The organism is Streptomyces sp. NPDC096013 (assembly GCF_044763565.1).
In the GTDB taxonomy this organism is placed as follows: Bacteria; Actinomycetota; Actinomycetes; order Streptomycetales; family Streptomycetaceae; genus Streptomyces.
The window spans coordinates 203570-227038 of the sequence record NZ_JBIWGK010000013.1; the positions used below are offsets into that span (position 1 = coordinate 203570).

25 protein-coding genes, 1 pseudogene and 1 riboswitch are annotated in these 23469 nt (G+C 71.2%); of the genes and pseudogenes, 19 read left to right on the forward strand and 7 right to left on the reverse strand.

Annotation, left to right across the window (positions count from 1 at the left end):
• Positions 1–61 precede the first annotated feature (61 nt).
• Positions 62–1036 (reverse strand): ScbA/BarX family gamma-butyrolactone biosynthesis protein, encoded by a 975-nt coding sequence (locus ACIRB1_RS35385; RefSeq protein ID WP_403468346.1) that lies wholly within the window; start codon positions 1034–1036, stop codon positions 62–64.
• 109 nt (positions 1037–1145) lie between these two features.
• On the opposite strand from ACIRB1_RS35385, the gene ACIRB1_RS35390 reads away from it, so the two are divergent.
• Positions 1146–1802 (forward strand): ScbR family autoregulator-binding transcription factor, encoded by a 657-nt coding sequence (locus ACIRB1_RS35390; RefSeq protein ID WP_403468388.1) that lies wholly within the window; start codon positions 1146–1148, stop codon positions 1800–1802.
• Between the two features lie 37 nt (positions 1803–1839).
• Here the strand turns inward: ACIRB1_RS35390 and ACIRB1_RS35395 are convergent, their stop codons facing one another.
• A complete protein-coding gene (locus ACIRB1_RS35395) occupies positions 1840–2454 on the reverse strand; it encodes a TetR/AcrR family transcriptional regulator (RefSeq protein ID WP_403468347.1) in 615 nt (204 codons plus the stop codon).
• Positions 2455–2582: 128 nt separating this feature from the next.
• On the opposite strand from ACIRB1_RS35395, the gene ACIRB1_RS35400 reads away from it, so the two are divergent.
• Both ACIRB1_RS35400 and ACIRB1_RS35405 read left to right on the forward strand, forming a co-directional pair.
• Complete coding sequence (locus ACIRB1_RS35400) at positions 2583–2975, forward strand: ester cyclase (RefSeq protein WP_403468348.1); 393 nt, start codon at positions 2583–2585, stop codon at positions 2973–2975.
• 76 nt (positions 2976–3051) lie between these two features.
• Positions 3052–3738, forward strand: a complete 687-nt coding sequence (locus tag ACIRB1_RS35405; protein ID WP_403468349.1) for an SDR family NAD(P)-dependent oxidoreductase — start codon at positions 3052–3054, stop codon at positions 3736–3738.
• Positions 3739–3757: 19 nt separating this feature from the next.
• Here ACIRB1_RS35405 and ACIRB1_RS35410 read toward each other — a convergent pair whose 3' ends face one another.
• Complete coding sequence (locus ACIRB1_RS35410) at positions 3758–4420, reverse strand: TMEM175 family protein (protein ID WP_403468350.1); 663 nt, start codon at positions 4418–4420, stop codon at positions 3758–3760.
• A gap of 244 nt (positions 4421–4664) precedes the next feature.
• On the opposite strand from ACIRB1_RS35410, the gene ACIRB1_RS35415 reads away from it, so the two are divergent.
• From ACIRB1_RS35415 to ACIRB1_RS35455, 9 genes are all read left to right on the forward strand, one after another.
• The gene (locus ACIRB1_RS35415) at positions 4665–5132 is read left to right on the forward strand and encodes a cupin domain-containing protein (protein WP_266778784.1); all 468 of its coding nucleotides are present in this window, start codon (positions 4665–4667) and stop codon (positions 5130–5132) included.
• Between the two features lie 97 nt (positions 5133–5229).
• On the forward strand, positions 5230–6177 hold the full coding sequence (locus ACIRB1_RS35420) for an alpha/beta hydrolase fold domain-containing protein (RefSeq protein WP_403468351.1): 948 nt from the start codon (positions 5230–5232) through the stop codon (positions 6175–6177).
• 76 nt (positions 6178–6253) lie between these two features.
• Entirely contained in the window at positions 6254–7156 is a 903-nt protein-coding gene (locus tag ACIRB1_RS35425) for a helix-turn-helix transcriptional regulator (RefSeq protein WP_403468352.1), read from the forward strand.
• Positions 7157–7280: 124 nt separating this feature from the next.
• A riboswitch (cobalamin riboswitch) is annotated at positions 7281–7361 on the forward strand.
• A gap of 189 nt (positions 7362–7550) precedes the next feature.
• Positions 7551–8582: a FecCD family ABC transporter permease gene (locus tag ACIRB1_RS35430; RefSeq protein ID WP_403468389.1), complete on the forward strand. Its 1032-nt coding sequence runs from the start codon at positions 7551–7553 to the stop codon at positions 8580–8582.
• On the forward strand, positions 8579–9346 hold the full coding sequence (locus ACIRB1_RS35435) for an ABC transporter ATP-binding protein (protein WP_403468353.1): 768 nt from the start codon (positions 8579–8581) through the stop codon (positions 9344–9346). Before ACIRB1_RS35430 ends, ACIRB1_RS35435 begins: the two co-directional genes overlap by 4 nt.
• A gap of 15 nt (positions 9347–9361) precedes the next feature.
• Positions 9362–10366: an ABC transporter substrate-binding protein gene (locus ACIRB1_RS35440; RefSeq protein WP_403468354.1), complete on the forward strand. Its 1005-nt coding sequence runs from the start codon at positions 9362–9364 to the stop codon at positions 10364–10366.
• 100 nt (positions 10367–10466) lie between these two features.
• A complete protein-coding gene (locus tag ACIRB1_RS35445) occupies positions 10467–10793 on the forward strand; it encodes a DUF6479 family protein (protein WP_403468355.1) in 327 nt (108 codons plus the stop codon).
• Complete coding sequence (gene ligD, locus ACIRB1_RS35450) at positions 10793–11716, forward strand: non-homologous end-joining DNA ligase (protein WP_403468356.1); 924 nt, start codon at positions 10793–10795, stop codon at positions 11714–11716. Before ACIRB1_RS35445 ends, ligD begins: the two co-directional genes overlap by 1 nt.
• Positions 11717–11788: 72 nt before the next feature.
• Positions 11789–12817: a Ppx/GppA family phosphatase gene (locus ACIRB1_RS35455; RefSeq protein ID WP_403468357.1), complete on the forward strand. Its 1029-nt coding sequence runs from the start codon at positions 11789–11791 to the stop codon at positions 12815–12817.
• Positions 12818–12839: 22 nt separating this feature from the next.
• On the opposite strand, the gene ACIRB1_RS35460 is transcribed toward ACIRB1_RS35455, so the two are convergent.
• Positions 12840–13619 carry an ANTAR domain-containing protein gene (locus tag ACIRB1_RS35460; RefSeq protein ID WP_403468358.1) on the reverse strand — a complete coding sequence of 260 codons (780 nt, stop codon included), beginning with the start codon at positions 13617–13619 and terminating at the stop codon, positions 12840–12842.
• Positions 13620–13753: 134 nt separating this feature from the next.
• Between ACIRB1_RS35460 and ACIRB1_RS35465 the strand changes: the two genes are divergently transcribed.
• Positions 13754–14119, forward strand: coding sequence for a helix-turn-helix transcriptional regulator (locus ACIRB1_RS35465; protein ID WP_403468359.1), 366 nt, complete (start codon positions 13754–13756; stop codon positions 14117–14119).
• 73 nt (positions 14120–14192) lie between these two features.
• On the opposite strand, the pseudogene ACIRB1_RS35470 reads toward ACIRB1_RS35465, so the two are convergent.
• Positions 14193–14590: pseudogene (locus ACIRB1_RS35470) on the reverse strand (DUF2795 domain-containing protein).
• 303 nt (positions 14591–14893) lie between these two features.
• Here ACIRB1_RS35470 and ACIRB1_RS35475 point away from each other — a divergent pair.
• The 6 genes from ACIRB1_RS35475 to ACIRB1_RS35500 all read left to right on the forward strand — a co-directional run bounded on the left by ACIRB1_RS35475 (position 14894) and on the right by ACIRB1_RS35500 (position 20991).
• Positions 14894–15688, forward strand: coding sequence for a SigB/SigF/SigG family RNA polymerase sigma factor (locus tag ACIRB1_RS35475; RefSeq protein ID WP_403468360.1), 795 nt, complete (start codon positions 14894–14896; stop codon positions 15686–15688).
• Between the two features lie 597 nt (positions 15689–16285).
• Positions 16286–17512, forward strand: coding sequence for a PP2C family protein-serine/threonine phosphatase (locus ACIRB1_RS35480; protein WP_403468361.1), 1227 nt, complete (start codon positions 16286–16288; stop codon positions 17510–17512).
• Between the two features lie 84 nt (positions 17513–17596).
• The gene (locus ACIRB1_RS35485) at positions 17597–19279 is read left to right on the forward strand and encodes an ATP-binding protein (protein WP_403468362.1); all 1683 of its coding nucleotides are present in this window, start codon (positions 17597–17599) and stop codon (positions 19277–19279) included.
• Complete coding sequence (locus ACIRB1_RS35490) at positions 19276–19725, forward strand: response regulator (RefSeq protein ID WP_403468363.1); 450 nt, start codon at positions 19276–19278, stop codon at positions 19723–19725. The genes ACIRB1_RS35485 and ACIRB1_RS35490 overlap by 4 nt, the downstream gene beginning before the upstream one ends.
• A gap of 53 nt (positions 19726–19778) precedes the next feature.
• A complete protein-coding gene (locus tag ACIRB1_RS35495; protein ID WP_403468364.1) occupies positions 19779–20405 on the forward strand; it encodes a PAS and ANTAR domain-containing protein in 627 nt (208 codons plus the stop codon).
• Between the two features lie 112 nt (positions 20406–20517).
• Positions 20518–20991, forward strand: coding sequence for a MarR family winged helix-turn-helix transcriptional regulator (locus ACIRB1_RS35500; RefSeq protein ID WP_403468365.1), 474 nt, complete (start codon positions 20518–20520; stop codon positions 20989–20991).
• 10 nt (positions 20992–21001) lie between these two features.
• Here the strand turns inward: ACIRB1_RS35500 and ACIRB1_RS35505 are convergent, their stop codons facing one another.
• Both ACIRB1_RS35505 and ACIRB1_RS35510 read right to left on the reverse strand, forming a co-directional pair.
• On the reverse strand, positions 21002–22198 hold the full coding sequence (locus ACIRB1_RS35505; RefSeq protein WP_403468366.1) for a PP2C family protein-serine/threonine phosphatase: 1197 nt from the start codon (positions 22196–22198) through the stop codon (positions 21002–21004).
• 62 nt (positions 22199–22260) lie between these two features.
• Positions 22261–23424: a PP2C family protein-serine/threonine phosphatase gene (locus ACIRB1_RS35510; RefSeq protein WP_352178576.1), complete on the reverse strand. Its 1164-nt coding sequence runs from the start codon at positions 23422–23424 to the stop codon at positions 22261–22263.
• Positions 23425–23469 lie beyond the last annotated feature (45 nt).

Below are 23469 nucleotides of genomic sequence, written 5' to 3' on the forward strand. Positions count from 1 at the left end.
GCCCGTTCATCGAGCGGACAGGCGTCCATCACGGGTCAACAGGGCTGTCCGTGCGGGTGGGTTACGGCTTCGTCGCGAACGAGAGTGTGCCGGTGGCGGTCGGTTCGCCGGCCTGTGTGATCCGGAAGGTCCAGCCGGCCTCGGCCGGCGCGCAGGTGACGTGGGCGGGGGAGTTCCATTCGGTGAAGCGCAGGGCGTGCATGTGGCAGCCGTTCAGCCGGCCGGGGGAGGCGCCTGCCAGACAGGCCGCCTGCCGTGCCGCTTCCAGGAGGACCATGCCGGGGACGTGGTCGCTCGGGTGGTCGAAGTAGCGGGGGTGGCGCAGGTCGGCGGGTGCCACCAGCAGGGCGCCGGAGGGGGCGCGGACCAGCATCACGTCGCCGGGGGACGGGACGGACACCTCCGTGGGCGACGGCCGTTCGTGCGCGGTGCCGGGGGCGGGAGTGGCGGCCGCGTTCGGGCCGCGGAGCATCTCGTACTCCTTGTCGGACAGAACGCGGACGCGTCCGATGGCCGAGCCGAACTCCCGCCCGCAGGCGGAGAATTGAAGCCGCACGCTCAGCGCGACCGGGTAGCGGACGTCGGCCACGTGACGTACGTCGAACACCTCTGCCCGCAACAACACGTCGGTGGCGCCGTAACCGACCACCGGTTCCGCGCTGTTGTCGAGCCGGAAGCCGACGCTTCTGATGACGGGCCTGCTCGTGCTCGGGGCGCCGAGGAACTTCTGGCAGATGTAGAGGCCGACTTGGCGGATGGTCTCGGCGGCGAGCATCGGGTCGTGGCGCTCGGTGGAAGCGGTACCGGAATCGGATGTGGAGGACGCGGCGTACGAGCGCGGCCATTGCGCGGCGAGGAGGAAATGGCTGTCGGACAGTGCTCGGGCGTCGGTGAGCAGGACTTCGGCGACCGCGTTCCGGTGCACGAGGGCCCGGGGCACGCAGCTGTCCCAGCTCAGGGTGAGGGGTGCCAGGTCCGGGTTCAGGTCTGGTCGCGGGGCGGCTTCGGGCGGCACGGGAAGGCGTGATGCGGTCATTAAATAATAGAAGCTATGGTTCTTGGGCGTACGTGCGGGAAACTGCTGCTTGTCGGCTAGATTCACCGGAAAAGACGATCCGGAACGCACGACAGGGGCGACCGAGAAAATGCAGGAACGTGCGGAAGCCACTCGGCGGGCTGTTCTGGCGACGGCCGCTGTGCTGTTCGAACAGCATGGGTACGTCGGTACGAGCATCAGCGATGTGGCGCGTACGAGCGGGTACACCAGCGGGGCGATCTATTTCCATTTCGGCAGCAAGGAAGGGCTGGCCCGAAGTGTTCTGGAAGCCCATTTCGCCGAATGGCCGCGTTATGTGGAGCGTTGGGAATCCCAGGACGCTCCCGTACTCGACCGGCTGGTGGGTCTGAGCCTCGCCGTGGCCCGGGAATTCCGCGACAACGTGATCGTCCGCGCGGGCAACAGGCTCTGGAGCGAACGCAAGACCATCCCCGTGTCCCTGCCCCGGCCCTTCGTGGGCTGGATCGACGTGACCGCGCGCATGTTGACCGCCGCCGCCGAAGCGGGCGAACTCGCCCCCGGCATCGACCCGGAGCGCGCCGCACGCGTCCTCGTCTCCAGCTTCTTCGGCACGCACACCGTCTCCGACGCGTTGAACGACCGCCGCAACGTCGAGGAGGCGGTGACCGACCTGTGGCTGATGCTGCTTCCCGGGTTGCAGTCGGCGCCGACGGATCCCGTGAGGTGCCTGGAGGGGGCGAGAGCGCTGTGGGAGGCCATCCAGGGGCGGATCGCGCCCGTGTGAGGGCAGCGGTGGGTGAGGGGCGCGAAGGGGGCGGGCCTCAGACGGGTGGCCAGGTGCGCAGGGCGGTGTCGGCCAGTTCCTGGAGTTCGTCCCGGCCGACGCCGCTCGCGGCCTGTACGGCGAGGCCGTAGCCGAAGGTGGTGATGTAGCGGGCCAGTAGCCCCGGGTCGGTTCCCGGCGGCAAGTCGCCTTCGTCCACGGCGCGTTGGAACCGTTCGCGGACGCAGGAGTAGCCGTCGTTGCGCCAGGCGATGAGGAGGTCGCGGACTTCCTGTCCGGCGTCGCTGGTGGACAGTGCGCCCTGGACGCCCAGGCAGCCGTGGGGCTGGGCGGGGCGGGTGGTCGTGCGGACCGTACCGGCGAGGATCGCGGTGGCGACGCCGAGGGCGGTGGGTTCCTCCAGGGCGCGGGCCATGTAGGCGCTCGGGCCTTCGGTGTAGCGCTCCAGTACCTTGCGGAACAGCTCCTCCTTGTTGCCGAAGGCCGCGTACATGCTGGTCGTGGAGATGCCCATCGCGCTGGTCAGCCGGGCGGTGCCGGCCCCCTCGTAACCGTGCTCCCAGAACACCAGCATGGCGCGCTCGAGCGCCTCGTCGGCGTCGAATCCTCGCGGTCGGCCGATGGGGCCGCTCTTCTTCTTCCTCGTCTCCACCCCCTCATCCTACCTCTTCCGCATCGATCGCTACAGAAGTGCTAACGTTCGACTTCCGCAGCGATCGATGCGGAAGTCGGCGGGGCTGCTCGTCGGCAGCCGGGACCACTCCATGGAAGGGAACCCTCATGTCCGACAACGACCTGCGCGCGTTCTACCTGCGCTACCTCGCATCGCTCAACGCCCACACGTTCGACGGCATGGACGAGTTCATCGACGACCGGACCACCCTCAACGGTGAGCCGGCCACGCGGGAGGACCTCATCGCGGTCCAGAAGCATGACGTCGACGCGGTCCCGGACCTCCACTGGGAGCTGAAGGAACTCCTCTTCGACGGCGACCGGTTGGCCGCCCGGCTGGTCAACACCGGTACTCCGGCGAAGGAATGGCTCGGCGTGGCTCCCACCGGTGCCTCGTTCGAGATCGTCGAGTACGCCATCTACCAGGTCCGCGACGGCCGGTTCGTGCACATGACCGCGCTCCACGACGCCGGTGAACTCTCCCGGCAACTGACCGCCTGACCCACCCACATCAGCCCCGGACGGTCCGGATGTCATTTTCCGGCCCGCGCGGGCGACCCGACTCGGAGGACACACCATGACCATCACGCTGATCACCGGTGCCAACAAGGGCATCGGCTTCGAGACCGCCAGGCAGCTCCTCGCACTGGGCCATGTCGTCTACATAGGCGCTCGTGACGCCGAGCGGGGCGAGAAGGCCGCGGCGGCGCTCGGCGCGCGGTTCGTGCAACTCGACGTGACCGACGACGCGTCGGTGAGCGAGGCACTGGCGACGATCGACTCGGCCGAGGGACGGCTCGACGTCCTGGTGAACAACGCGGGCATCCTCGGGGACGGGGTCCTCGACGGCCCCACGGCCCTGCGGGCCTTCGACACCAACGCGGTGGGAGTCGTACGGGTCACGGAGGCGGCGCTGCCCCTGCTGCGCAGGTCGGCCAACCCGACGGTGGTCACCGTCTCCAGCAGCGCCGGGTCGTTCTGGGCGGTGACCAACCCCGAACGGCCGGAGTTCAACCTGCCGTTGGCGCTCTACTCCGCCTCCAAGGCCGCGGCCACCATGCTCACGGTCCAGTACGCCAAGTCCCAGCCGGGCATCAAGTTCAACGCGGTCGAGCCCGGCACCACCGCGACCGACATGACCGCCGCGTTCGGCATCGGACGGGCGCCGGAGGAGAGCGCCGAGGTCGTCGTACGGCTGGCGACCCTCGACGCGGACGGGCCGACGGGGACCTTCCAGGACGAGAGCGGGGTGGTGCCCTGGTAGTGCCTAAGGCGCGGCCGGCTCAGTCCTGCGAACTCTGCCGCGCCGTACGGCCCTTGCGCGCGTCGATGACCGAGTCGACGAGCGGCACCACGATCCAGCACACATACGCCCAGTGGGTGACGAGCGAGACCGGGATCGAGATCAGGAACCCGAGGGCCACCATGCCCGCGCGGTGGACGGAGCGGGAGAAGATCTCGGGCGGGGTGCCGGGGCGGGCGAGGCCCTCGCGGGGGATCTCGCGGACCATCAGCAGGAACAGGAGGCAGGCCGCGGACTGGACGACGGCGTAGAAGACGAAGCGGAACTCGAAGGCTCCGTGGCCGCCGATCACGTCGGTCGCGAACGGTGTGATCACCAGGGTGAGCAGCCAGTACATGGTGAAGGCCGTCAACCGGCTGTTCGTCGCCGTGACATGGCGGAACACGCGGTGGTGCGCGCGCCAGTGCGCGGCGATCACCACGAAGCTGATCATGAACGCCAGGTAGCTGTCCCGGTGCGATGTGGCCGAGTGCCACATCTCGGAGTTGGTCGAGCCCTCCGGTACCGGAAGCTCCAGGGCCAGCAGCGTGAGGGCAATGGCGACCACCGCGTCGCCGAAGAACGTGAGCCGCTCGGCGGACACCGCGCGGATCTCCAAGTCCTCGTCCGTGGACGGCAGTTCGCGATCACTCGAGGCATCCATGGCAGCAGAGAATGCCACAAGCCCGACGGCGTCCCGCACGCGCGTGCGCCGGTGGTCCGGCAGCGGGAGTGGTACTGCTGTTCCTACCCGCACCGCTGGCGGTCGGCGGGAGCGAAGAGGATCATCGAAAGGGCAGGGCGCGGCCCCGGCCGGAGATGCCAGATGACCGCGTCGTTCGCCGCGACACCATCCAACTCCTCATCGCGGGCGCCGAGTTCACCGGACGCGCAGAACGGACAGCCACATGACCATGGCCTACCTCGCACAGCCCGAACAGCAGCAGAAACTCGAATGGCTCGACGGCGGCCAGTTCGCCGTCCTGCTGGACGCGGCGGCGACCGGCGGACAGCTCACCGTGGGACGGTTCTCCGTGTCCAAGGGCGAGGCACCTCCGTACCATACGCACACCCGCGAGGACGAGGTCTTCATGCTCATCAAGGGGAGCGCGCTGCTGTGGTGCGACGACGAGGAGATGGAGCTGACGGAGGGCGGCATCGTCTTCCTGCCGCGCAACGTCCCGCACGGCTACCGGATCACCTCCGACACGGCCGACCTGCTGATGATCGCCACCCCCGGCGGCATCGAGGGCATGTTCCGGCACGCGGGGCGTGACCTCACGACTCCGCGCCCCGAGGGCTTCGAGATCTCGCGGGACCTCATGGCCGAGGCCGCCGACATGTACGGCCAGATCATCGTCGGGCCACCGCGCTGACCGGGCGCCGACCGGCTGCGGACTCCCCGTGCACCAGCGGCGAACCCGCCGTTCGACCCGTACCACCGCACCGACCGGAACCACGAAAGGCACAGCCATGTCCCGGCAACAGCGCCAAGCCCTCGACGAGATGCTGCGGCACGGTCCGCTCGACCTCGGCGGGGACGTCGCTCAACAGCGCGCTCTCTTCCACGACATGATGACGTCCATCCCGTTGCCGCCCGACGTCTCGACCACGGAGGGCGAACTGGGCGGCGTGCCCGTCGTCACCGTCGAGACACCGGAGATCGGCCCGGCGGCCGTGCTGCTGTACCTGCACGGCGGCGCGTACGCCATCGGCTCGGCGGCCGACGCCGCGGGGCTCGCCGCCGAGGTCTCCCGACGCACCGGCGCACGCGCCATCTGCGTCGACTACCGGCTGGCGCCCGAGCACCCGTTCCCCGCGGCGGTCGACGACGCCCTCGCCGTGTACGGGGCCCTGCTCGACGCCGGGGTGCGCAGCTCCGACATCGCCTTCGTCGGTGAATCCGCGGGTGGCGGTCTGGTCGCCGCGGCACTCGTCGCCGCCAAGGACGCGGGGCTGCCCCAGCCCGCCTCGGCCGCGGTCTTCTCGCCGTGGGCCGACCTGAGCGTGTCCGGCGACAGCGCGGTGGGCAAGGCCGCGGTGGATGCCTCGGTGACCGCGGAGGGCCTGCGCATCCGGGCCCGCGACTACCTCCGCGACACGGACCCCACCACCCCGCACGCCAGCCCCGTCTTCGCCGACCTGACCGGCGTGGCACCGCTGTTCATCCAGGTCGGTTCCTACGAGATCCTCCTGGACGACGCGGTACGGCTGGCCGCGCGAGCCGCCGCGCACGACGTCCACGTCGAGTTGCAGGTCTGGCCCGAAGTCCCGCATGTCTTCCAGGCGTTCGCCGCGCTGCTCGACGAAGGGGCCGCCGCGCTCGATGCCGCCGGCGCGTTCATCCGGGCGCGCTGGAACGAGGGCGGCACTGATGCCGACGTGTCCGGTGAGGCGGTGCCGGCCGACGCGACGTCGTAGACCACCGAGTAAAGACTCCGCCGTACGGGGGTCGAACTTTCGTTTGTCGCGCGGTAGTTGAACGACAATGTCGTTCATGGCTACGACGAACCACTTCGGCATCGCTCTGCGGGGGTGGCGTGAGCGGGTGTCGCCTCAGGACAGCGGTCTTGAGGTGGACGGGGACCGGCGTATCCCCGGCCTGCGCCGTGAGGAGGTGGCCCGGCTCGCCGGTCTGTCGGTCGACTACGTGGTCCGGCTGGAGCAGGGGCGGGCCCGGAATCCCTCGGCCCAGGTGGTCACCGCGCTGGCCAGGGCGCTGCGTCTGCAACCGTCCGAGCGCGACCACCTGTTCCGCTGCGCCCACCTCGCCCCGCCCCCGGCCGGGGACGTGTCCCGGAACGTACCCGCGCGGGTGCACCGACTTGTGGGCCAGTTGGCGGCGACTCCCACCGCGGTGTTCGCCGCCGACTGGACCCTCGTCGGCTGGAACGGCATGTGGTCGGAGACGATCGGCGATCCCCGTGCGTACGGCTGGGCGGAGCGCAACCTCGTGGCCGGCATGTTCCGGACGGGCGGTGCGCGGGGGCGCGGGCCGATCGGGGCCTGGCCGGTGCGGTCCTGGGCGGGCGACGAGGTCGAGGAGGAGGACCTCGTCGCCGACCTGCGGGTGACGGCCGCCGCCCACCCGCACGACGCGCGCCTCGCCGCCTTCGTCGACCGCATGCTGCACGACAGCCCACGCTTCGCGCACCTGTGGTCCAACGGAACCGCCCGCCCGCACGTCGGCGACCGCAAGACCGTCGAGCACCCCCGGGTCGGGGACCTCGACCTCGACCTCGACGTGGTGATGGCAGCCGGCACCGACCTGAGGATCGTCACCTACACGGCGGCCGCCGGCACGACCGACGCGGAGAAGATGGACGCCCTACGCGCCGCGTGTGCGCGGTCCGGTGCCGACGCGGTGCGTGCCATCTCGGTGGCGGGCGGCCCGAGTTGAGGGTGAAGGTCGCGTCCACGACGGACTGGGCCCGTCGGTCGTGAGCCCGAACCGGTGGAACAGTCCCGGGTGCGAGCTGTCGGCCCGGTCCGTGTCGTTTGTTAGGCTCCCCTTGCCTCCCGCGGGGGAAGTCCGGTGAGAGTCCGGCGCTGACCCGCAACGGTGTGCGTGGCGACCCCCGGTTGTCGCGCGAGTCCGATCGCCCGTGGGTGGTGCGACCCGTTGACTGCTCGCCGTGGACTGCGAGAGAGGGCCGAGCGGCCGACACGGTCGTCGGGCTGTCTCCTCGATCGAGGCTCATCAGGCGGCCCCAGGTGAAGGACCGCCGCTCGTGTTCCGTCGTCCGAAGGCATGCTCCGGCCGTGGCCGGAGCCCAGGGCGTGATCCCCGCCGCATACCCCAACCGCTCCTGCTGAGCGGGCTGTTGCTCCTGCTCGGCGTCTCCCTCGTGTGCGGCGTCGGCCTGGGCGCCGCCGGAATCGGTACGGCGGACATGTTCCGGTTCCTCTGGGCCGGGGCCACCGGCGGCACCGTGCACGCCTCCGACGCCGCCGCCTACACCATCATCTGGGAGATCCGGCTGCCCCGGGTCGTCCTCGCGGCCGTCGTCGGCGCCGGGCTCTCGGCGGTCGGCGTGGCCGTGCAGGCCATGGTCCGCAACGCGCTCGCCGATCCCTTCGTGCTGGGCATCTCCTCGGGCGCGGCGGTCGGCGCCAACGCCGTCATCCTGCTGGGCGCCTTCGCCGGGCTCGGCGTGTGGGCACTGTCGGCATCCGCGTTCGTCTCGGCGCTCGCGGCCATGGTCCTGGTCTACGCCGTGGCCCGCTCGCCGCACGGTCTCACCCCGCTGCGGCTGGTCCTGACGGGCACCGCGCTGGCCTACGGCTTCGAGGCCGTCACCACCGTGATGGTGTTCGGTGCCGCCCGGGGCGAAGCGGCCCGCTCGGCGATGATGTGGCTGCTGGGGAGCCTCGGCGGCGCGACCTGGGCGCAGGTGCCCCTGGCCGCCGTCACCGTGGCGGCCGGCTGGGCGTGGCTGCGCCGGCGCGCGGAGTCGCTCAACGCCCTCGCGATGGGGGACGAGACCTCCGCCGCCCTCGGCGTCCAACCCGCCCGTCTGCGGCGGGAGTTGTTCGTCGTGACCGCCGGTGTCACCGGGACCGTGGTCGCCGTGAGCGGTGCCATCGGTTTCGTCGGGCTGATGGTTCCGCATCTCGTGCGGATGCTCGTCGGTGCCGATCACCGCCGGGTCCTCGCGGTCGCCACGCCGGCCGGAGCGGTGCTGCTGGTGTGGGCGGACGTCCTGTCCCGGCTGCTTCTGGCGCCCGCCGAACTGCCGGTCGGCGTGATCACCGCGGTCGTCGGAGTGCCCGCCTTCCTGCTGCTGATGCGGCGTAGCGGCTCCGCTTTCGGGGGGCGTCGATGAGGCTCGACATCGAGGGGCTGTCGGTCGACGCGGGCGCGGTGCGGCTCGTCGAGGACATCCGGCTCAGCGTGGACAGCGGGGCCTTCGTCGGGCTCGTCGGCCCCAACGGCAGCGGGAAATCGACCCTGTTGAGGTGCGTGTACCGGGCGCTGCGACCGGCGGACGGAGCGGTGTGGCTGGACGGCGACGACGTACACGCCATGGAACCCCGGGCCGCGGCACGGCAGTTGGCCGCGCTGCCGCAGGAGTCGTCGGCCGAGTTCGACTTCACCGTCGCCGAAGTGGTCGCCATGGGACGGCTGCCCCACCAAGGCCGCACCGCCGCCTCGGACCGGGAGATCTGCGCCGGAGCCATGGCACGCACCGGTGTCTCCCACCTCGCCGACCGGGGCTTCCTCGCCCTGTCCGGCGGTGAGAGGCAGCGCGTCCTGATCGCCCGCGCGCTCGCCCAGCGGCCTCGCGTCCTGGTCCTCGACGAGCCCACCAACCACCTTGATATCGCCCACCAGTTGGACGTGCTGTCCCTGGTCCGCGGCAGCGGCCTGACCGTGCTCGCGGCCCTGCACGACCTGAACCTCGCCGCCGCCCACTGCGACCTGCTGTACGTCATCTCCGGCGGCCGGATCGTCGCCTCGGGACCACCGCACGACGTCCTCCGACCGGCCCTGCTCGCCGAGGTGTTCGGGGTCCGCGCGCATCCCGTGCGGCACCCGGAGACCGGCGCAGTCCAGCTCCTGTTCGACCTGCTTCCGCCCACCGTCTGAAGGACAACTCCCTTTATGCGCAAGCTGCTTGCCGCCGCACTCTGTCTCGCCGCGACCGCCACCGCAGGGTGCGGCGCCACGGTCGAGCCCTCACCGAAGGCCGCAGAGCCGTCCGCCGTCACCCTCACCAACTGCGGCCGGAAAGTGACCTACGAGAAGGTTCCCGAGCGGGTCGTCACCAACGACGTCGGCATCACGGAGCTGATGTTCGCCCTCGGACTGGAGAACCGCATGGCCGGGTTCGCCATGCCCGACGACAAGGGCGACCTCACGGACGTGCCCTGGAGGGACGGCTACAAGAAGGTGAAGTGGCTGTCCAAGGACCAGCTCACCAAGGAGAACGTCCTCGACGCCCGCGCCGACCTGGTCTTCGCCGGCTGGAACTACGGTTTCCGCGACGACGGCGGCTTCACCCCCGACGCCCTGAAGAAGCTCGGCATCCCGTCGTACCTTCTCACCGAGTCCTGCCGCAACGGCCGTACGGACAGCTCCCGCGGCATCATGCCGCCCCTGAGCGCCCTCTACACCGACCTCACCAACCTCGGAAAGCTCTTCGGCGTCGAGAAGCGCGCGGCCGCACTGATCGCCGACTTCAAGCAGCAGATCGCCGCCGTCCACACCAAGGCCCCGGCGAAGAGCCCCAAGGTCTTCCTCTACGACAGCGGCCAGGACTCCCCGTTCACCTCCGGCCGCTACGCGGCACCCGACCAGATCATCAGCGAGGCCGGCGGCGTCAACGTCATGCATGACGTCGACGACTCCTGGACCACGGTCGGCTGGGAGAGCGTCGTGCGGCGCGACCCCGAGGTCATCGTGATCTGCGACTACGGCGACGTGAGCGCCGAGCAGAAGAAGAAGTTCCTCCTCTCCTACGCCCCGCTCCGCGACGTCTCCGCGATCAAGCACCGCCGGATCTTCGTCCTGGACTACGTCGACCTCGTCGAGAGCCCCCGCAACCCGTCGGCCATCGCCCGCCTCGGCGCGTATCTGCGGACGGTGGCCGCCCAGGGGACCCCTTAGGCGCGACCGCGACACCGGGGCGGGCACCGCGGGCGAGGGTCCGATTGGTCACCGCGCGCGGGGGTACCCGGCCCCCATGATGATCGCCGAGAAAGAACACATGGAGCTCGCAGTGTCCGGCGCCGCCATGGGCGTGGTGGTAGCCGTGGCCGGTGGTCTCGTCGTCGTCGCGCTGCTCGTGTGGGCCGTGCGGCTGGGGATCAAGGTGCGGGAGCGGGAGCCGGCTCCGCCGCGGCCGGAGGAGCAGCCCCGGCTGCCGGAGACCGGTGCCGTCCGGGAGGTGCAGGAACAGCGGGAGCCGGACGAGGTGCCGCAGCCCGGCGACGGTGGTGAGCGGCTCAGGCCGCACGAGGTCCACCAGTCCGGCAGCAGGCGCAGCGACAACCAGGACCGCCCACGCTGGGACGCGGGGTCCGGCGGCTCCTGATGGCCGACACCCGGACCGTGCGTGCGGGGCGACGAAGCCTCACCGTCCACCGGCCCGACAAGGTGCTGTTCCCGGCCGACGGGAGCGGCAAGGAGTACACGAAGGGCGACCTCGTCGCGTACTACCGCGCCGTCGCCCCCTTCATGGTGCCGCACCTGCGCGGACGCCCGCTGATGCTGGAGCGGCACCCGGACGGGATCGACGGCCCCCGGTTCATGCAGAAGAACGTCCCGGAGCACTACCCGGACTGGATCGAACGTGTCGAGGTCGCCAAGGAGGGCGGCACGGTCACGCACCTCGTGTGCGACGACACCGCCACCCTCGTGTACCTCGCCGACCAGGCCTGCGTCACCCCGCACCGATGGCTGTCCCGGGCCGGCAAGGAGCACCGGCCCGACCGCCTGGTCTTCGACCTCGACCCGCCGACGGGGGACGACTTCCCCGCCGTACGCCAAGCCGCCCTGCTCCTGCGGGAGTTGCTTGACGAACTGCGGCTGCCGTCCGCGCCGATGACCACCGGATCGCGCGGTCTGCACCTGGTCGTGCCCCTCGACGGGCGGCAGGACTTCGACGCCGTACGCGCCTTCGCCAAGGACGTCGCCGACCACCTCGCCGAGGCGCACCCCGGCCGACTCACCACCGCCGCGCGGAAGAAGGACCGCGGGGAGCGCCTCTACCTCGATGTCCAGCGCAACGGGTACGCGCAGACCGCCGTCGCCCCCTACGCCGTCCGCGCGGAACCCGGGGCACCGGTCGCCGTCCCCATCAGCTGGGACCAACTCGACGACCCGGACCTCGACGCCCGCCGCTGGACCATCGCCGACGCCGTGGAGCAGGCCCGCACCAACCCCTGGGCGGGACTGGCGAGTCGGGGACGTTCCCTCACTCCGGCGGCGCGACGACTGGACGCTCTGCGCGGCTGATCCACCGACCCGCCGAACCCGAAGATCATCCCGAGACGACTGACGGTTCGTCCGCGGGGTACTCAGCGGTGCATGCGAATGAGTGTGGTGGACGTGGGGTCGAACACGGTGCGGCTCGTGGTGGCGGATCTCCGCGACGGCGTACCGCTGCCCGTGCACACCGCCAAGTGGAAGCTACGGCTCTCCGAGCGCGTCGGCCAGCCGTACGGGGAGATCCCCGAAGACTCCGTACGCGAGCTGGTGAAGGCGGTGTCGGCCGCTGCGGAGACCGCCCGGAGCTGGGGCGCCGCAGGGACACTCGCCTTCGCCACAGCGGTGGTCCGGGGCGCGCCGAACCGGCTCGACGTGCTCCGCGCGGTGCGCACCGAGACCGGGGTGCGGCTCTGCACCCTCCCGGGAGAGGTCGAGGGTGAACTGACGTTCCTCGGCGCCAGACGCTGGATGGGCTGGCGCGCCGGACCGCTCGCCCTCTTCGACATCGGCGGCGGCTCCTTCGAAGTCGCCTTCGGCCGGGGCCGGTTGCCCGACTTCGTCGCGTCCCTGCCGCTCGGCGCGGGCCGGCTGACCCGGGACTTCTTCCACGGCCAGGACCCGCCGCCCGCGAGCGCGGTCAAGGCTCTGCGCCGCGAGGTCCGGCACCAACTCCGGGACGTGGCCGCCCGGATCCGCTGGGAAGGCCCCCGGACCACCGTCGTGACGTCCCGTACCTTCCAGCAGCTGGCCCGGCTCTGCGGCGCCGCTCCCGGACGCCAAGGTCCCTTCGTGGAACGGCGGTTGGCGCGCTCGGAGCTGCGGGTGGGCCTGGACCGGCTGGCAGCCCTCGCGTCCGCCGAGCGGGCCCGGCTGCCCGGTGTCTCGGCACCGCGCGCCGCGCAGAGCCTGGCCGGAGCGGTGGTCGGCCACACGGCCATGAAGCTCACCGGCATCAAGACCGTCACCGTCTGCCCCTGGGGCATCCGCGAGGGCGTGCTGCTGCGGTACATCGAGGACGGCGGGTCGTGGTGGAAGGAGATGACACGGATCAGCGACGACGCGCAGGCCATGAGCGCGGTCGCCCTGCGGATCGCGCCGATGCCGGAACCGGCGCCCGTCGGCGGGTAGGCGGCACCGGCGCCCTTCCGTGCTACGCCGGGCGGGGGATCTCCGCGACCGCCAGGGAGATCCGCCGCTGCAGATGGGCGGGCAGCGGCGCTCCGTTGACCGAGTCGACCAGTTGCTCCGCCAGGTGATGGAGTTTGGTGTTCGTGTGCTGGGAGACGGAGACCAGGACGTTCCAGGCGTCCTCGGGGCTGAGGCCGAAGGAGGCCATCAGGACTCCGCGGGCCAGATCGATGACCGGCCGGGTCAGCATCGCGCGCTTGAGCTGCACGACTTCGACGCGCAGCTCCTCGGCCTCGTCGGACACCCCGTACTCCTCCTTGAGATCGTGCGTCGTCGCGGAAGGTCCGCGCCAGGCGTTGACCACCCCGTCGACGGGCGGACGGTCGGGGTCGAACAGTGACGACGTGCCGGTGAGCGTGAACACCCTGTCGACCTCCTCGCTGAGCGCCCGGACGGCGACCGTCTTGCCGTCCGCCAGCGCGAGCAGGCGGACGCGCAACAGGGCGTTGAGCCCGGAGCAGTCGCAGAAACCGACCCCGGACAGGTCGAGGTCCAGGCCGTCGGACGACCGGGCGAGTGCCAGCCGCAGGGCGGTCTGCACCGTCTGTTCCGTGTCGATGTCGATCTCCCCGGTCATCACGACGACGACCCGGGTCCCGGCCGGCCGCGTCGCGATCTTCAGGGAGGCGGAGGCCGGGAGGGGAAGGGATGCCGGCGGAGTCCCCGCCGCGGGGACGGGGGGCACCGCACAGACCGTCCGGACCCCGCTTCCGGAGAAGACGCGACGCTCGTGATCCACCATGGCTGCCGCTCCTGAGGCATCCGCCCTGTTTTCTGCCCGTTCAAGTGTTGCCCGGCGCATGTGACGCGTCAAGATATACACGAAATCTATTTCGTGTCTCAAGATACGTGAAAGGCGGGCCCTATGCTGGGGTCATGGACGGAGTATCGGAGACACACACGGGGTGGACGTTCCTCACCAGTCACGCGCGCGTGCTGGCCGCTATCGCCGAGGACCATCGCACTCGTATCCGTGACATCGCCGTGCGGTGCAGGCTCACCGAGAGGGCGGTCCAGAAGATCATCTCCGATCTCGAACAGGACGGCTACCTCACCCACACGCGGGAGGGGCGGACCAACGCGTACCGCATCCAGCCCGGAACCATCCTGCGGCACCCGGCCGAGGCTGGGATGACCGTGGAGGCACTGCTGTCCGCCCTCGCGCAGCACGACGCGCGGCGCGACGACCGGCAGGAGCAGTCCGCCGCGCCGACGGACCCGCCGCGTGACGGCGGGAGCTGACCGACGCCGATGGCCGGCGAACCGGTGCCGGTTCGCCGGCCATCGTGTCTCACGGTCGGCCGTACGTCATGAGTCACATGGCGCCACGTCCGGTCCGCTCGCCCTCCACCACGGCTTCCGCGAGTTCCCGCGCCGAGGCGTAGCGCGCGTCGCGCGGCAGGCGTTCCACCGGGTCGACCAGGCTGTCCGGCGCGTACTTCTCACGCAGGACGCGGCCCAGTTCACGCGGCCCCGCGGGGAACGAGGTGCGGCCCAGGATCTTCGCCAGCTCCAGCCGGACCGCCTCCAGCGACACCGCCCCGCCGCCCGGTGTCACGGGCCCGCCCGCGACCACCGGGTCGTCGTCGGCGTCGGCTCCGGGTCGTTCCACTCCTCGGTCCGGGTCGAACGCCCGGAACGCAGCAGCCCCTGCAGTTCGTGCTTCATCTCCTCGTCACGGTGGACGCTCAGTCGGTCGCTTCCGCGTTCCATCACTCGCTCCATGTCTGTCGGGGGAGTCCGGCGCCTACCCGGGGCCATGGGGCTGACACGTCCGTCCGCCCGGTCACCTTTTCCTCACCATTCGTCATGATTTGGCGGCTGGAAGCCAGCGGCTTCGTACAGGGGTTTCAGGTCGCTTCGCGCGGGAAGGCGCCCTAAGAGTGCTTCGGACAGGAGGCACGTCCGTGGGAGCTGGTGTACGCCGGATCGCGGGTGTGTCCTGCCTGGTCGACGCGTGCTCACCACCCATGGGGACCGTCCTTCCGACAACCCCACGAGGGAGTTGTGAGCACCATGGGCACACCCACCAGGAAGCGCCACCCGCACAACGACGCGCCCCGCACCGCGGAGGCCTTCGACCGTCTGTCGCACCTGCCCGCAGGCGCCGAACGAGCCGCCCTGCGTGACGAACTCGTCCGGGTCTGGCTTCCCATGTCCGAACGCATCGCCGGCCGCTACCGCGGAAAGGGCGAGCCGTACGAGGACCTGCGCCAGGTCGCGGCACTCGGTCTCGTCAAGGCGGTCGACGGCTACGACCCCGGGCGCGGCCACGCCTTCGAGAGCTATGCCGTGCCGACCGTCACCGGTGAGATCAAGCGGCACTTCCGCGACCACATGTGGGCCCTGCACGTACCCCGGCGCGTCCAGGAACTCCGCAACCGGGTGCGCATCGCCCTGCGGGAACTGTCCGCCACGGGCTCCGACCGGCGCCCGAGTGTCGCCGAGATCGCCGAGTACGCGCAGCTGAGCGAGGAGGACGTACAGGCCGGTCTGGAGGCGCTGGACAGCTTCACCGCGCTCTCGCTGGACGCGGAGACGCCCGGTGGTGAGGACGCCGGTATGACGCTCGCCGGGCTGCTGGGGGAGTGCGACGCCGGGTTCGACCGGGTCGTCGACCGCGAGGCGGTCAAGCCCGTCCTGGAGCGGCTGCCCGAGCGTGAACGCGTCATCCTGTACCTCCGTTTCTTCCGGGGCATGACGCAGAGCGGCATCGCGGAGCGGCTCGGCGTCTCGCAGATGCACGTCTCGCGGCTGATCAGCACGTCCTGCGCCACGGTGCGCGAACGCGTGCTCGCCGACGCTGCCTGACCTCCTCGGGGAGTGAGGGCCGGCCGCCCCCAGGGACTGGTCCCGGGGCGGCCGGTGGCGGGCTCACTGCCGAACCCTCCCGGGAGCGGCTGGGCAGTTGGCCGTCCTCTTCGGACTACCGGGCTGAGGCCGGTTCAAACAACATCCGACCCAGGGACGACCATGTCGCCCGGAACCCTCAGCCCGACGACTAGCCCCGCACCGGGTGCTTGCGCTGGACCTCCCGGAGTGCGGAGCCCGGGCCGTCCCGATCTCGTGCCGGGGAATCGGATGTCCGGGCTCCTCCTTCCGGCTCGGTCATGGCACCCCCATGGAATGTTCACGTTCCGGTCACGCCTACGGTGGTTCCTGATCCGCCGCATCCGTCGTGTGGCGGGGCGTGCACGCGTCGTGACAGGGTGCTGAGGAAGAGGGTTCCGCGCGCCCGCACAGGTGGTCGTCGTACCCTCAACAAAGCGGAATCCAGGGCTTGTTGGGAAGTTCCGCCTGCGGTCGCGCCTAGTGCGTCCGGGGCGTACCGGCCTACCGGTATGCTCTCGACTGTTGTCTGACGGCAACTATGGTCTCGAGAAACCGTGCGGTGGGGAGGGCAGGACCATGGCGGTGCCACAGCCGCGGACCGACGACCTGCTGTCGGTGGGTGGCGAAGGGGCCGGCCCGGAAGCCTGGGTGGCCTGGCAGCCCGCTGTCCTGCTGGTCGAGGACGATGCCGGTGATGCCCTCCTGGTGGAGGAGCTGGTCGCCGACAGCGCGCTGAAGATACGTCTGCAGTGGGTGCGGTCGATGGCCGAGGCCGCCGAGGTGCTCGCGGTCGACGTGCCGGACTGTGTGCTGCTCGACCTGCATCTGCCGGACGCGCAGGGACTCGAGGCGCTCTCCCAGGTCCGCTCTCGCGCCGAGCGGGCGGCCGTCGTCGTCCTCACCGGTCTCGCCGAGGAGGAGACCGGCCTCGCCGCCGTCGCCGCCGGAGCACAGGACTACCTCGTCAAGGGCCGCGTCGAACCGGGCCTCTTCGGACGCGCGGTGCGCTACGCGATCCAGCGCAAGCAGGCCGAGCGCGCTGCCGTCGCCCTCCAGGCCAGCCGCATGCAGGCCCAGGAGAACGCCCGCCTGGAACGCGGCCTGCTGCCCCGCCCCCTGCTGCGCGGCGAGGGCGTCGAAGCGGTGGCCCGCTACCGCCCCGGGCGCGCGCAGGCGCTGCTCGGCGGCGACTTCTACGACATCGTGCAGAGCGTCGACGGCACCGTCCACGCGGTCGTCGGTGACGTGTCCGGGCACGGGCCCGACGAGGCCGCCCTCGGTGTGGCCCTGCGGATCGCCTGGCGCACCCTGGTGCTCAGCGGCGTCACGGGCGCCGAGCAGGTGGCCCGGCTGGAGGAACTCCTGGTCGCCGAGCGCGCCCGGAGCGAGGTCTTCGCCACCCTCGTCAGCCTCTCCGCCGCACCCGGCGAACGCACCGCCACCGTCGTGCGGGCCGGACACCACGGGCTGCTGATGCGGCACGGCGGCGCCGTGGAGTGGGTGGAGGTCGCGGGCGGCCCGGCGCTCGGGGTGGTCCCCGGCCTCGCGGAGTGGCCCGTCGAGGAACTGGCCGTGCCCCAGGACGCCGCTGTGGTGATGTTCACCGACGGGCTGTTCGAGGGCCATGTCGGGCGGGGCTCCGAGCGGCTGGGGGAGGACGGACTGCTGAGTCTCGCGCGGGAGAAGGCCGCACTGGCCCCCGAGCCGTTCGTCGACGAACTGATCGCATCCGCCGAGCGCCTGGCCGAGGCGCAGGGCGGGCTGGCGGACGACGTGGCCGTGATGCATCTGCACTGGACATGATGCGGCTGCCCCGGACGTGATTCACTGCGCCGGGACCGAGCAGGCGGGCGAGAGGAAGTCGGGACGAGCAGAACGGTGAAGGACATGACGGGCGGAACAGGGATCGGGCGCCGACTGACAGTGCAGAGGTGGTTCTTCCTCGCACTGTCGCTGATGGTGCTGCTGGTGGTGATCGGAACCGCGATCGGCGCGGGCCTGCTGAGCCAGACCGCCCGGGTGACCGACGACCTGCTGCTGCGGGTCCAGCCCTCCCAGATCGAGGCGTACCGGCTCCAGGCCGCGCTGGTCAACCAGGAGACCGGCGTCCGCGGCTACGCGATCGCCGCCGACAAGCAGTTCCTCACCCCGTACACCGCGGGTAAACAGGACGAGGCCCGGTCCGCCGCGCGACTGCGCGCACACCTCAGTGACCGGCCCGAACTGCTCGCGGACCTCAACGCCGTGGAACGCGGCGCGGCCGCCTGGCGGCAGAACTACGCCGAGCCCCTCGCCGCCGCCGTCACCCCGGGCCGGCCGGGAGCCGTCGACCAGGCCACCGTGGACAGCGGCAAGCACGAGTTCGACCACCTGCGCGCCCTCTGGGCGAAGCAGAACAGCGACCTCGCGACGGCCGTGAAGCAGGGCCGGGCCCACCTCGCCCACCAGCGGACGGTGCGCAACAGCGTCCTCAGCGGCATGATCGCGGCCTTCCTGCTGACCTGCGTCGCCCTCGCCGTCCTCGTACGCCTGCTGGTGACCCGCCCCCTGGAGGCGCTGACCAAGGCCTCGGAAAAGGTCGCGGGCGGCGACTTCGCCCACCACATCACCGGGGACGGCCCGGCCGACCTCACCGCGGTGGCCGGAGCCGTCGAGGGCATGCGCAGACGGATCGTGGCCGAACTCGACGCCTCCCGCGACCAGCAGGAGATCCTGAGCCGACAGGCCGCCGAGCTGGACGCGCAGGCCGTGGAACTGCGCCGGTCCAACGCCGAGTTGGAGCAGTTCGCCTACGTCGCCTCGCACGACCTCCAGGAGCCGCTGCGCAAGGTCGCCTCGTTCTGCCAGCTGCTGGAGAAGCGGTACGGGGACAAGCTCGACGACCGCGGCGTGCAGTACATCGACTTCGCCGTCGACGGCGCCAAGCGCATGCAGGTCCTCATCAACGACCTGCTCACCTTCTCCCGCGTCGGACGCCTCGACGACACCCGGGAGGAGGTCGACCTCGGCTCGACGCTGGACAAGGCGCTGCGGAACCTCGCGGCCGCCGTGGAGGAGTCGGGCGCCCGGATCGACCGGCCCGAAACCCTGCCCGCCATCGTCGGCGACCCGACCCTGCTGACGATGCTCTGGCAGAACCTCGTGGGCAACGCCCTGAAGTTCCGCCACCCGGACCGCGCCCCGCAGGTGTCCGTCACCTGCGAGGCCGACCCCGACAGCCCCGGCATGTGGCGCCTGAGCGTCGCCGACAACGGCATCGGCATCCCCGAGGAGTTCACCGACAAGGTCTTCGTCATCTTCCAGCGGCTGCACAGCCGCGACGCCTACGGCGGCACCGGCATCGGACTCGCCCTGTGCAAGAAGATCGTCGAACACCACGGCGGCCGGATCTGGATCGAGTCCACGGTCGGCGAGGGCACCCGCTTCTGCTTCACGCTCCCGTGCGTCGAGGAAGCCGCCGACGAGGCCCCTGCCGCCGCAGACATCGAAACCACCGAAGCCACCGAGGCCGTCGACCCCGCCGACGGGACCGGCACCTCCACCACCACCGACGAGAAGGCCCTTACATGACCCTCCCCGACGCGACCCCGATCGACGTCCTCCTCGTGGAGGACGATCCCGGCGACGAACTGATGACCCGCGAAGCCTTCGAGGACAACAAGATCGGCAACACCCTCCATGTCGTCCGCGACGGCGAGGAGGCCCTCGATTTCCTCTACAAGCGCGGCGACCACACCGACGCCCCGCAGCCCGACCTCATCCTCCTGGACCTCAACCTCCCCAAGTACGACGGTCGCCAGGTCCTGGAGAAGATCAAGTCCGACCCGGAGCTCGCACTCATCCCCGTGGTCGTCCTGACCACCTCCTCGGCCGAGGAGGACATCCTGCGCAGCTACAAACTGCACGCCAACGCCTATGTCACCAAGCCGGTCGACCTCGACCAGTTCATCGCCGCGGTCCGGCAGATCGACGACTTCTTCGTGCAGGTCGTCCGGCTGCCCCACCGCTTCGGCTGAGGCGCTAGGGTTTCGTACAAGGTGACGAACCGGACGTCGGGGTGGTGAGGACCATGCAGTCGGATGACGACCACGCGGACGAGATCACCGGAGTGTTCCTGCACCGGCTGCCGGAGGACACCTGGTGGTGGTCGGACGAGATGTTCCGGCTGCTCGGCTACGAGACCGACGCCGTCACGCCCACCGCCAAACTGCTCCGCGGCCACGTCCACCCCGAGGACCAGGCCGGCCTCGACAGCGCCCTGGAACACGGCAGGACCACCGGCCACCCCTTCAGCTGCTACCTCCGCGTGGTCGGCGCGACGGACACCGAACGCAACGTCGTCCTGGTCGGCGACGGCCGCAGCGATGACGACGGCGAGGTGGTGGTGCTGCGCGGATTCGCCGTCGACGTGACGGCCTCCGTACGGCAGGAGGCACGGCGCACCGCCGACTCCGACATCGACCGGGCCCGCGTCTCCCAGGAGGACATCGACCTGGCGCGCGGAGTGCTCATGGCGCTCTACGGCGTCGACGCCGACGTCGCGATGCGCGTCCTGCGCCGCCACTCGCAGCACGCCAACGTCAAACTCCGCGCCCTGGCCCAGTCCGTGCGCGAGGCCGCGCCCACGGCACCCGGCCGCCCCCAGCACGACCTGCACCAACGGATCTCGTCCGTGCTGTATCCCGACCGCGACTGAGCGGCCGGCCAGGCTCCCGCAAACGGGGCGGCTTGCGAGTGGGAATCTCGGGTAGGCCAACCACATGAGCGGCGAATCACCACACTGCCGACTTCCCTGAGGTGTCGAACTCTTGGCAGCTCATGGGGAGGCGGACAGGACACCGGCGCAGGCGGATGGCAGCGACGCCGTCGCGGGCCGGATCGCCGATGCCGTGGACGGCCTGGCCGAGCTGTGGACAGCGGCGGCGGCCGAGGCGTCGGTACGGCTCTCCCTGCATCAACTGCGCGCCCTGCACGCCCTGGAGGCCGAGCCGGGAGCGAACCTGACCCTGCTGGCCGAGCGGCTCGAAGCGGGCCTGCCTACGGTGAGCAGGCTCTGCGACCGGCTGGAGGCGGCCGGGCTGCTGCTCAGGGAGGCCGCGCCGCACAACCGCAGGGAGATACAGCTCCGGCTCACCACGCACGGCCGGGACGTGCTCGCGGAGGTGGCCCGGCTGCGGTCCCGGGCGCTGAGCGAGGTCGTGAGCGGCATGGCGGCGGACGACCGTGAGGCGCTGGAACGCGGGCTGCGGGCGTTCGTCGCGACACTCACCCGGGGCGGGTGACCCCCTCGGTTCACGGCGTGCCGGCGTCGCGTCCGTTCCAGTCCATGCAGACCACGGCCGCGTCGGCGGTCAGTTCCGTGCTGCCGAAGTGCTCGATGAGGCTGGCCACCACCGAGCGTGCGACCTCCTGCGGGGCCTGCGTCGGCGCCGTGTCCAGGGCGCGGCGCAGCGAGTCCACGCCGAACAGGGCGCCCTCCGGTGAGCGGGTCCCGTGGACGCCGGTGCTGACCGCCACGAGCCGGTCCCCGGGCCGTACGGTGAAGATCTGCTCCTCGTAGGCGGTCTCCTCGAACATGCCGAGCGGGAGCTGCGCCTCCAGTTCGATCTGCCGCACTGTGTCGCCCCGCCTGCGGTAGAGCCGCGGGGAGCCCGCGTCGACGGCCTGGACCGTGCCGGTCGCGAGGTCGAAGCGGAGCAGCAGCGTCGAGGCGTACACCTTGCCGCCGAACTGGGCGTACACCGCCTGGTCGGCGAGCCGGGCCTGGTCGGCGAGGCTCACGCCGGCCCGGCGGGCGTTGCGCAGGGCACCCACCGTGACGCTGGTCAGCAGGGAGGCGTCGATGCCGCGGCCCATGCCGTCGGTGACCGTCAACGTGACGCGGTTGCCGTCGGTGCTCCAGTCGAAGTTGTCGCCGCCGACGGTGTAGGCGGGCTCCAGATGGGCGCCGATCACGAACTCCGGGCGGTGGCAGCCGCGCCCCGGCAGGAGCTGCCACTGCATCTCCGCGGCCAGCGTGAGGCGCCGGGTGCGGCGGGCCAGGAGGTACAGGTCGGTGTCGCGCTCCGCCGCGGCGATCTCGTGGCCCAGCGCGGTGGCGAACTCGGCGAGCCCGCGCACCCCGGCCGGGTCGGCGCCGGCGGCGGGCAGCCGGGCGGAGAGCACGCCGTGCCGGTCGCCGCGCACGGTGACGGGCACATACACGGTGACCGTCCCGTCCTCGTGCGCCTCGACGACGGGCGTTTGCAGGGTGAACGCGCGTCCCGCGGGGCCGTCGTAGGCGGACAGGGGTTCGCCGGCGGCGTCCGGCGGCGGGGTGACCGGAAGCAGCTCCCGCAGGCCGTAGTCGGCGAGGAAGAGGCCGACGTCCCGGGCTCCGGCCCGGTCGGCGAGCAGGCGGCGGGCCGTCCCGACGAGAGCGTTGGGCGGCGACGACCGCAGCTCGCTCTCCATAGAGGGGAGCGACTCAGAGGTGCTCACGGCGTTCACCCTTCCGGCTCAGTGTCTTCACACTAGCGCCACCCGGGTGGGCGCGGGGAACGGGACGCACCTCACCGCCCCCGCCAGTCCAGGCACACCACCAAGGCGTCGTCGTCCGGGGTCGGCGTGCCGCGGTGGCCGGTCAGTTCGCGCAGCACGGCCCGGGGCACCTCGGCGGCGGGCAGCAGCCTCGTGTGCTGGATCGCCCGCGCCAGCGCGGCCTCCCCGTACGCCTCACCCTTCGGCGAGGCGACCGCGTACACCCCGTCGCTGACGAAGAGGAGCCGGTCGCCGGGCTCGACCCGGAAGTCCTGCTCGACGTAGTCGGTCTCCTCGAACATGCCCAGCGGCAGCTGCGCGTCGAAGGTGATCCGCTCGACCACGCCGTCGCGCAGCCGCATCGTCTGCGGCGAACCGGCGTCCACCACCCGGGCCCGTCCGGTGGTGAGGTCGAAGTCGAACATCAGCACCGACATGTGGCTGCGGCCCTGGTAGTGCGCGTACACCGCCTGGTCCGCGAGGGCCGCCTGGTCGCCGAGGCGGATACCGGCCCGGCGTGCGTTGCGCAGGGCGTTGACCGCCAGGTTGGTCAGAAGCGACGCCTCTATGCCCTCGCCCATGCCGTTCGAGACGTAGAGCGTGAGGTGGTCGGCCGTGGCGGACCAGTCGAAGTTGTCCCCGTGGATCGCGTACGCGGGCTCCAGCTGCGCGCCGAGGTCGAACTCGGAGCGCGAGCACGAACGGCCCGGCAGCAGCTGCCACTGCATCTCCGCCGCCAGCGTGAGCCGGTCCTTGCGCCGGGCCCGCAGATACAGGTCCGTGTCCCGCTCCGCGACCAGCACCTCGTGGCCCAACACCTCGGCCAGCTCGGTCAGTTCGGTCAGACAGTCGCGTACGTGATCGCCGCCGGGCAGCGTCACCGAGAGGACACCGAGACGGTCCCCGCGCACGGTGATCGGCAGATGGACGCGGACGCTGCCGTCCCCGAGGTTCCCCTCCACGAAGGGTTCCTGGGCGCCGAAGGCACGGCCCGCGGGGGTGTTGTGCACGGACACCGGCGGCAGGGTGTGCGGCAGTTCGGTCACGGGCTGGAGCACGGTCAGGCCGTAGTCGGCCATGAGCAGGTCCACGGAGTCCGCCCCGTACAGCCGGCCCAGCTCGCGGCCGACGACGTCGGGCAGCTCATGGGGGGCCGCCGTGCGCAACGCCCGCTCGACAGCCAGGAATCTGTTCACGATCGTAGGTATGCCAATCTCTCACCCGAGGCACGCGTCACCCGC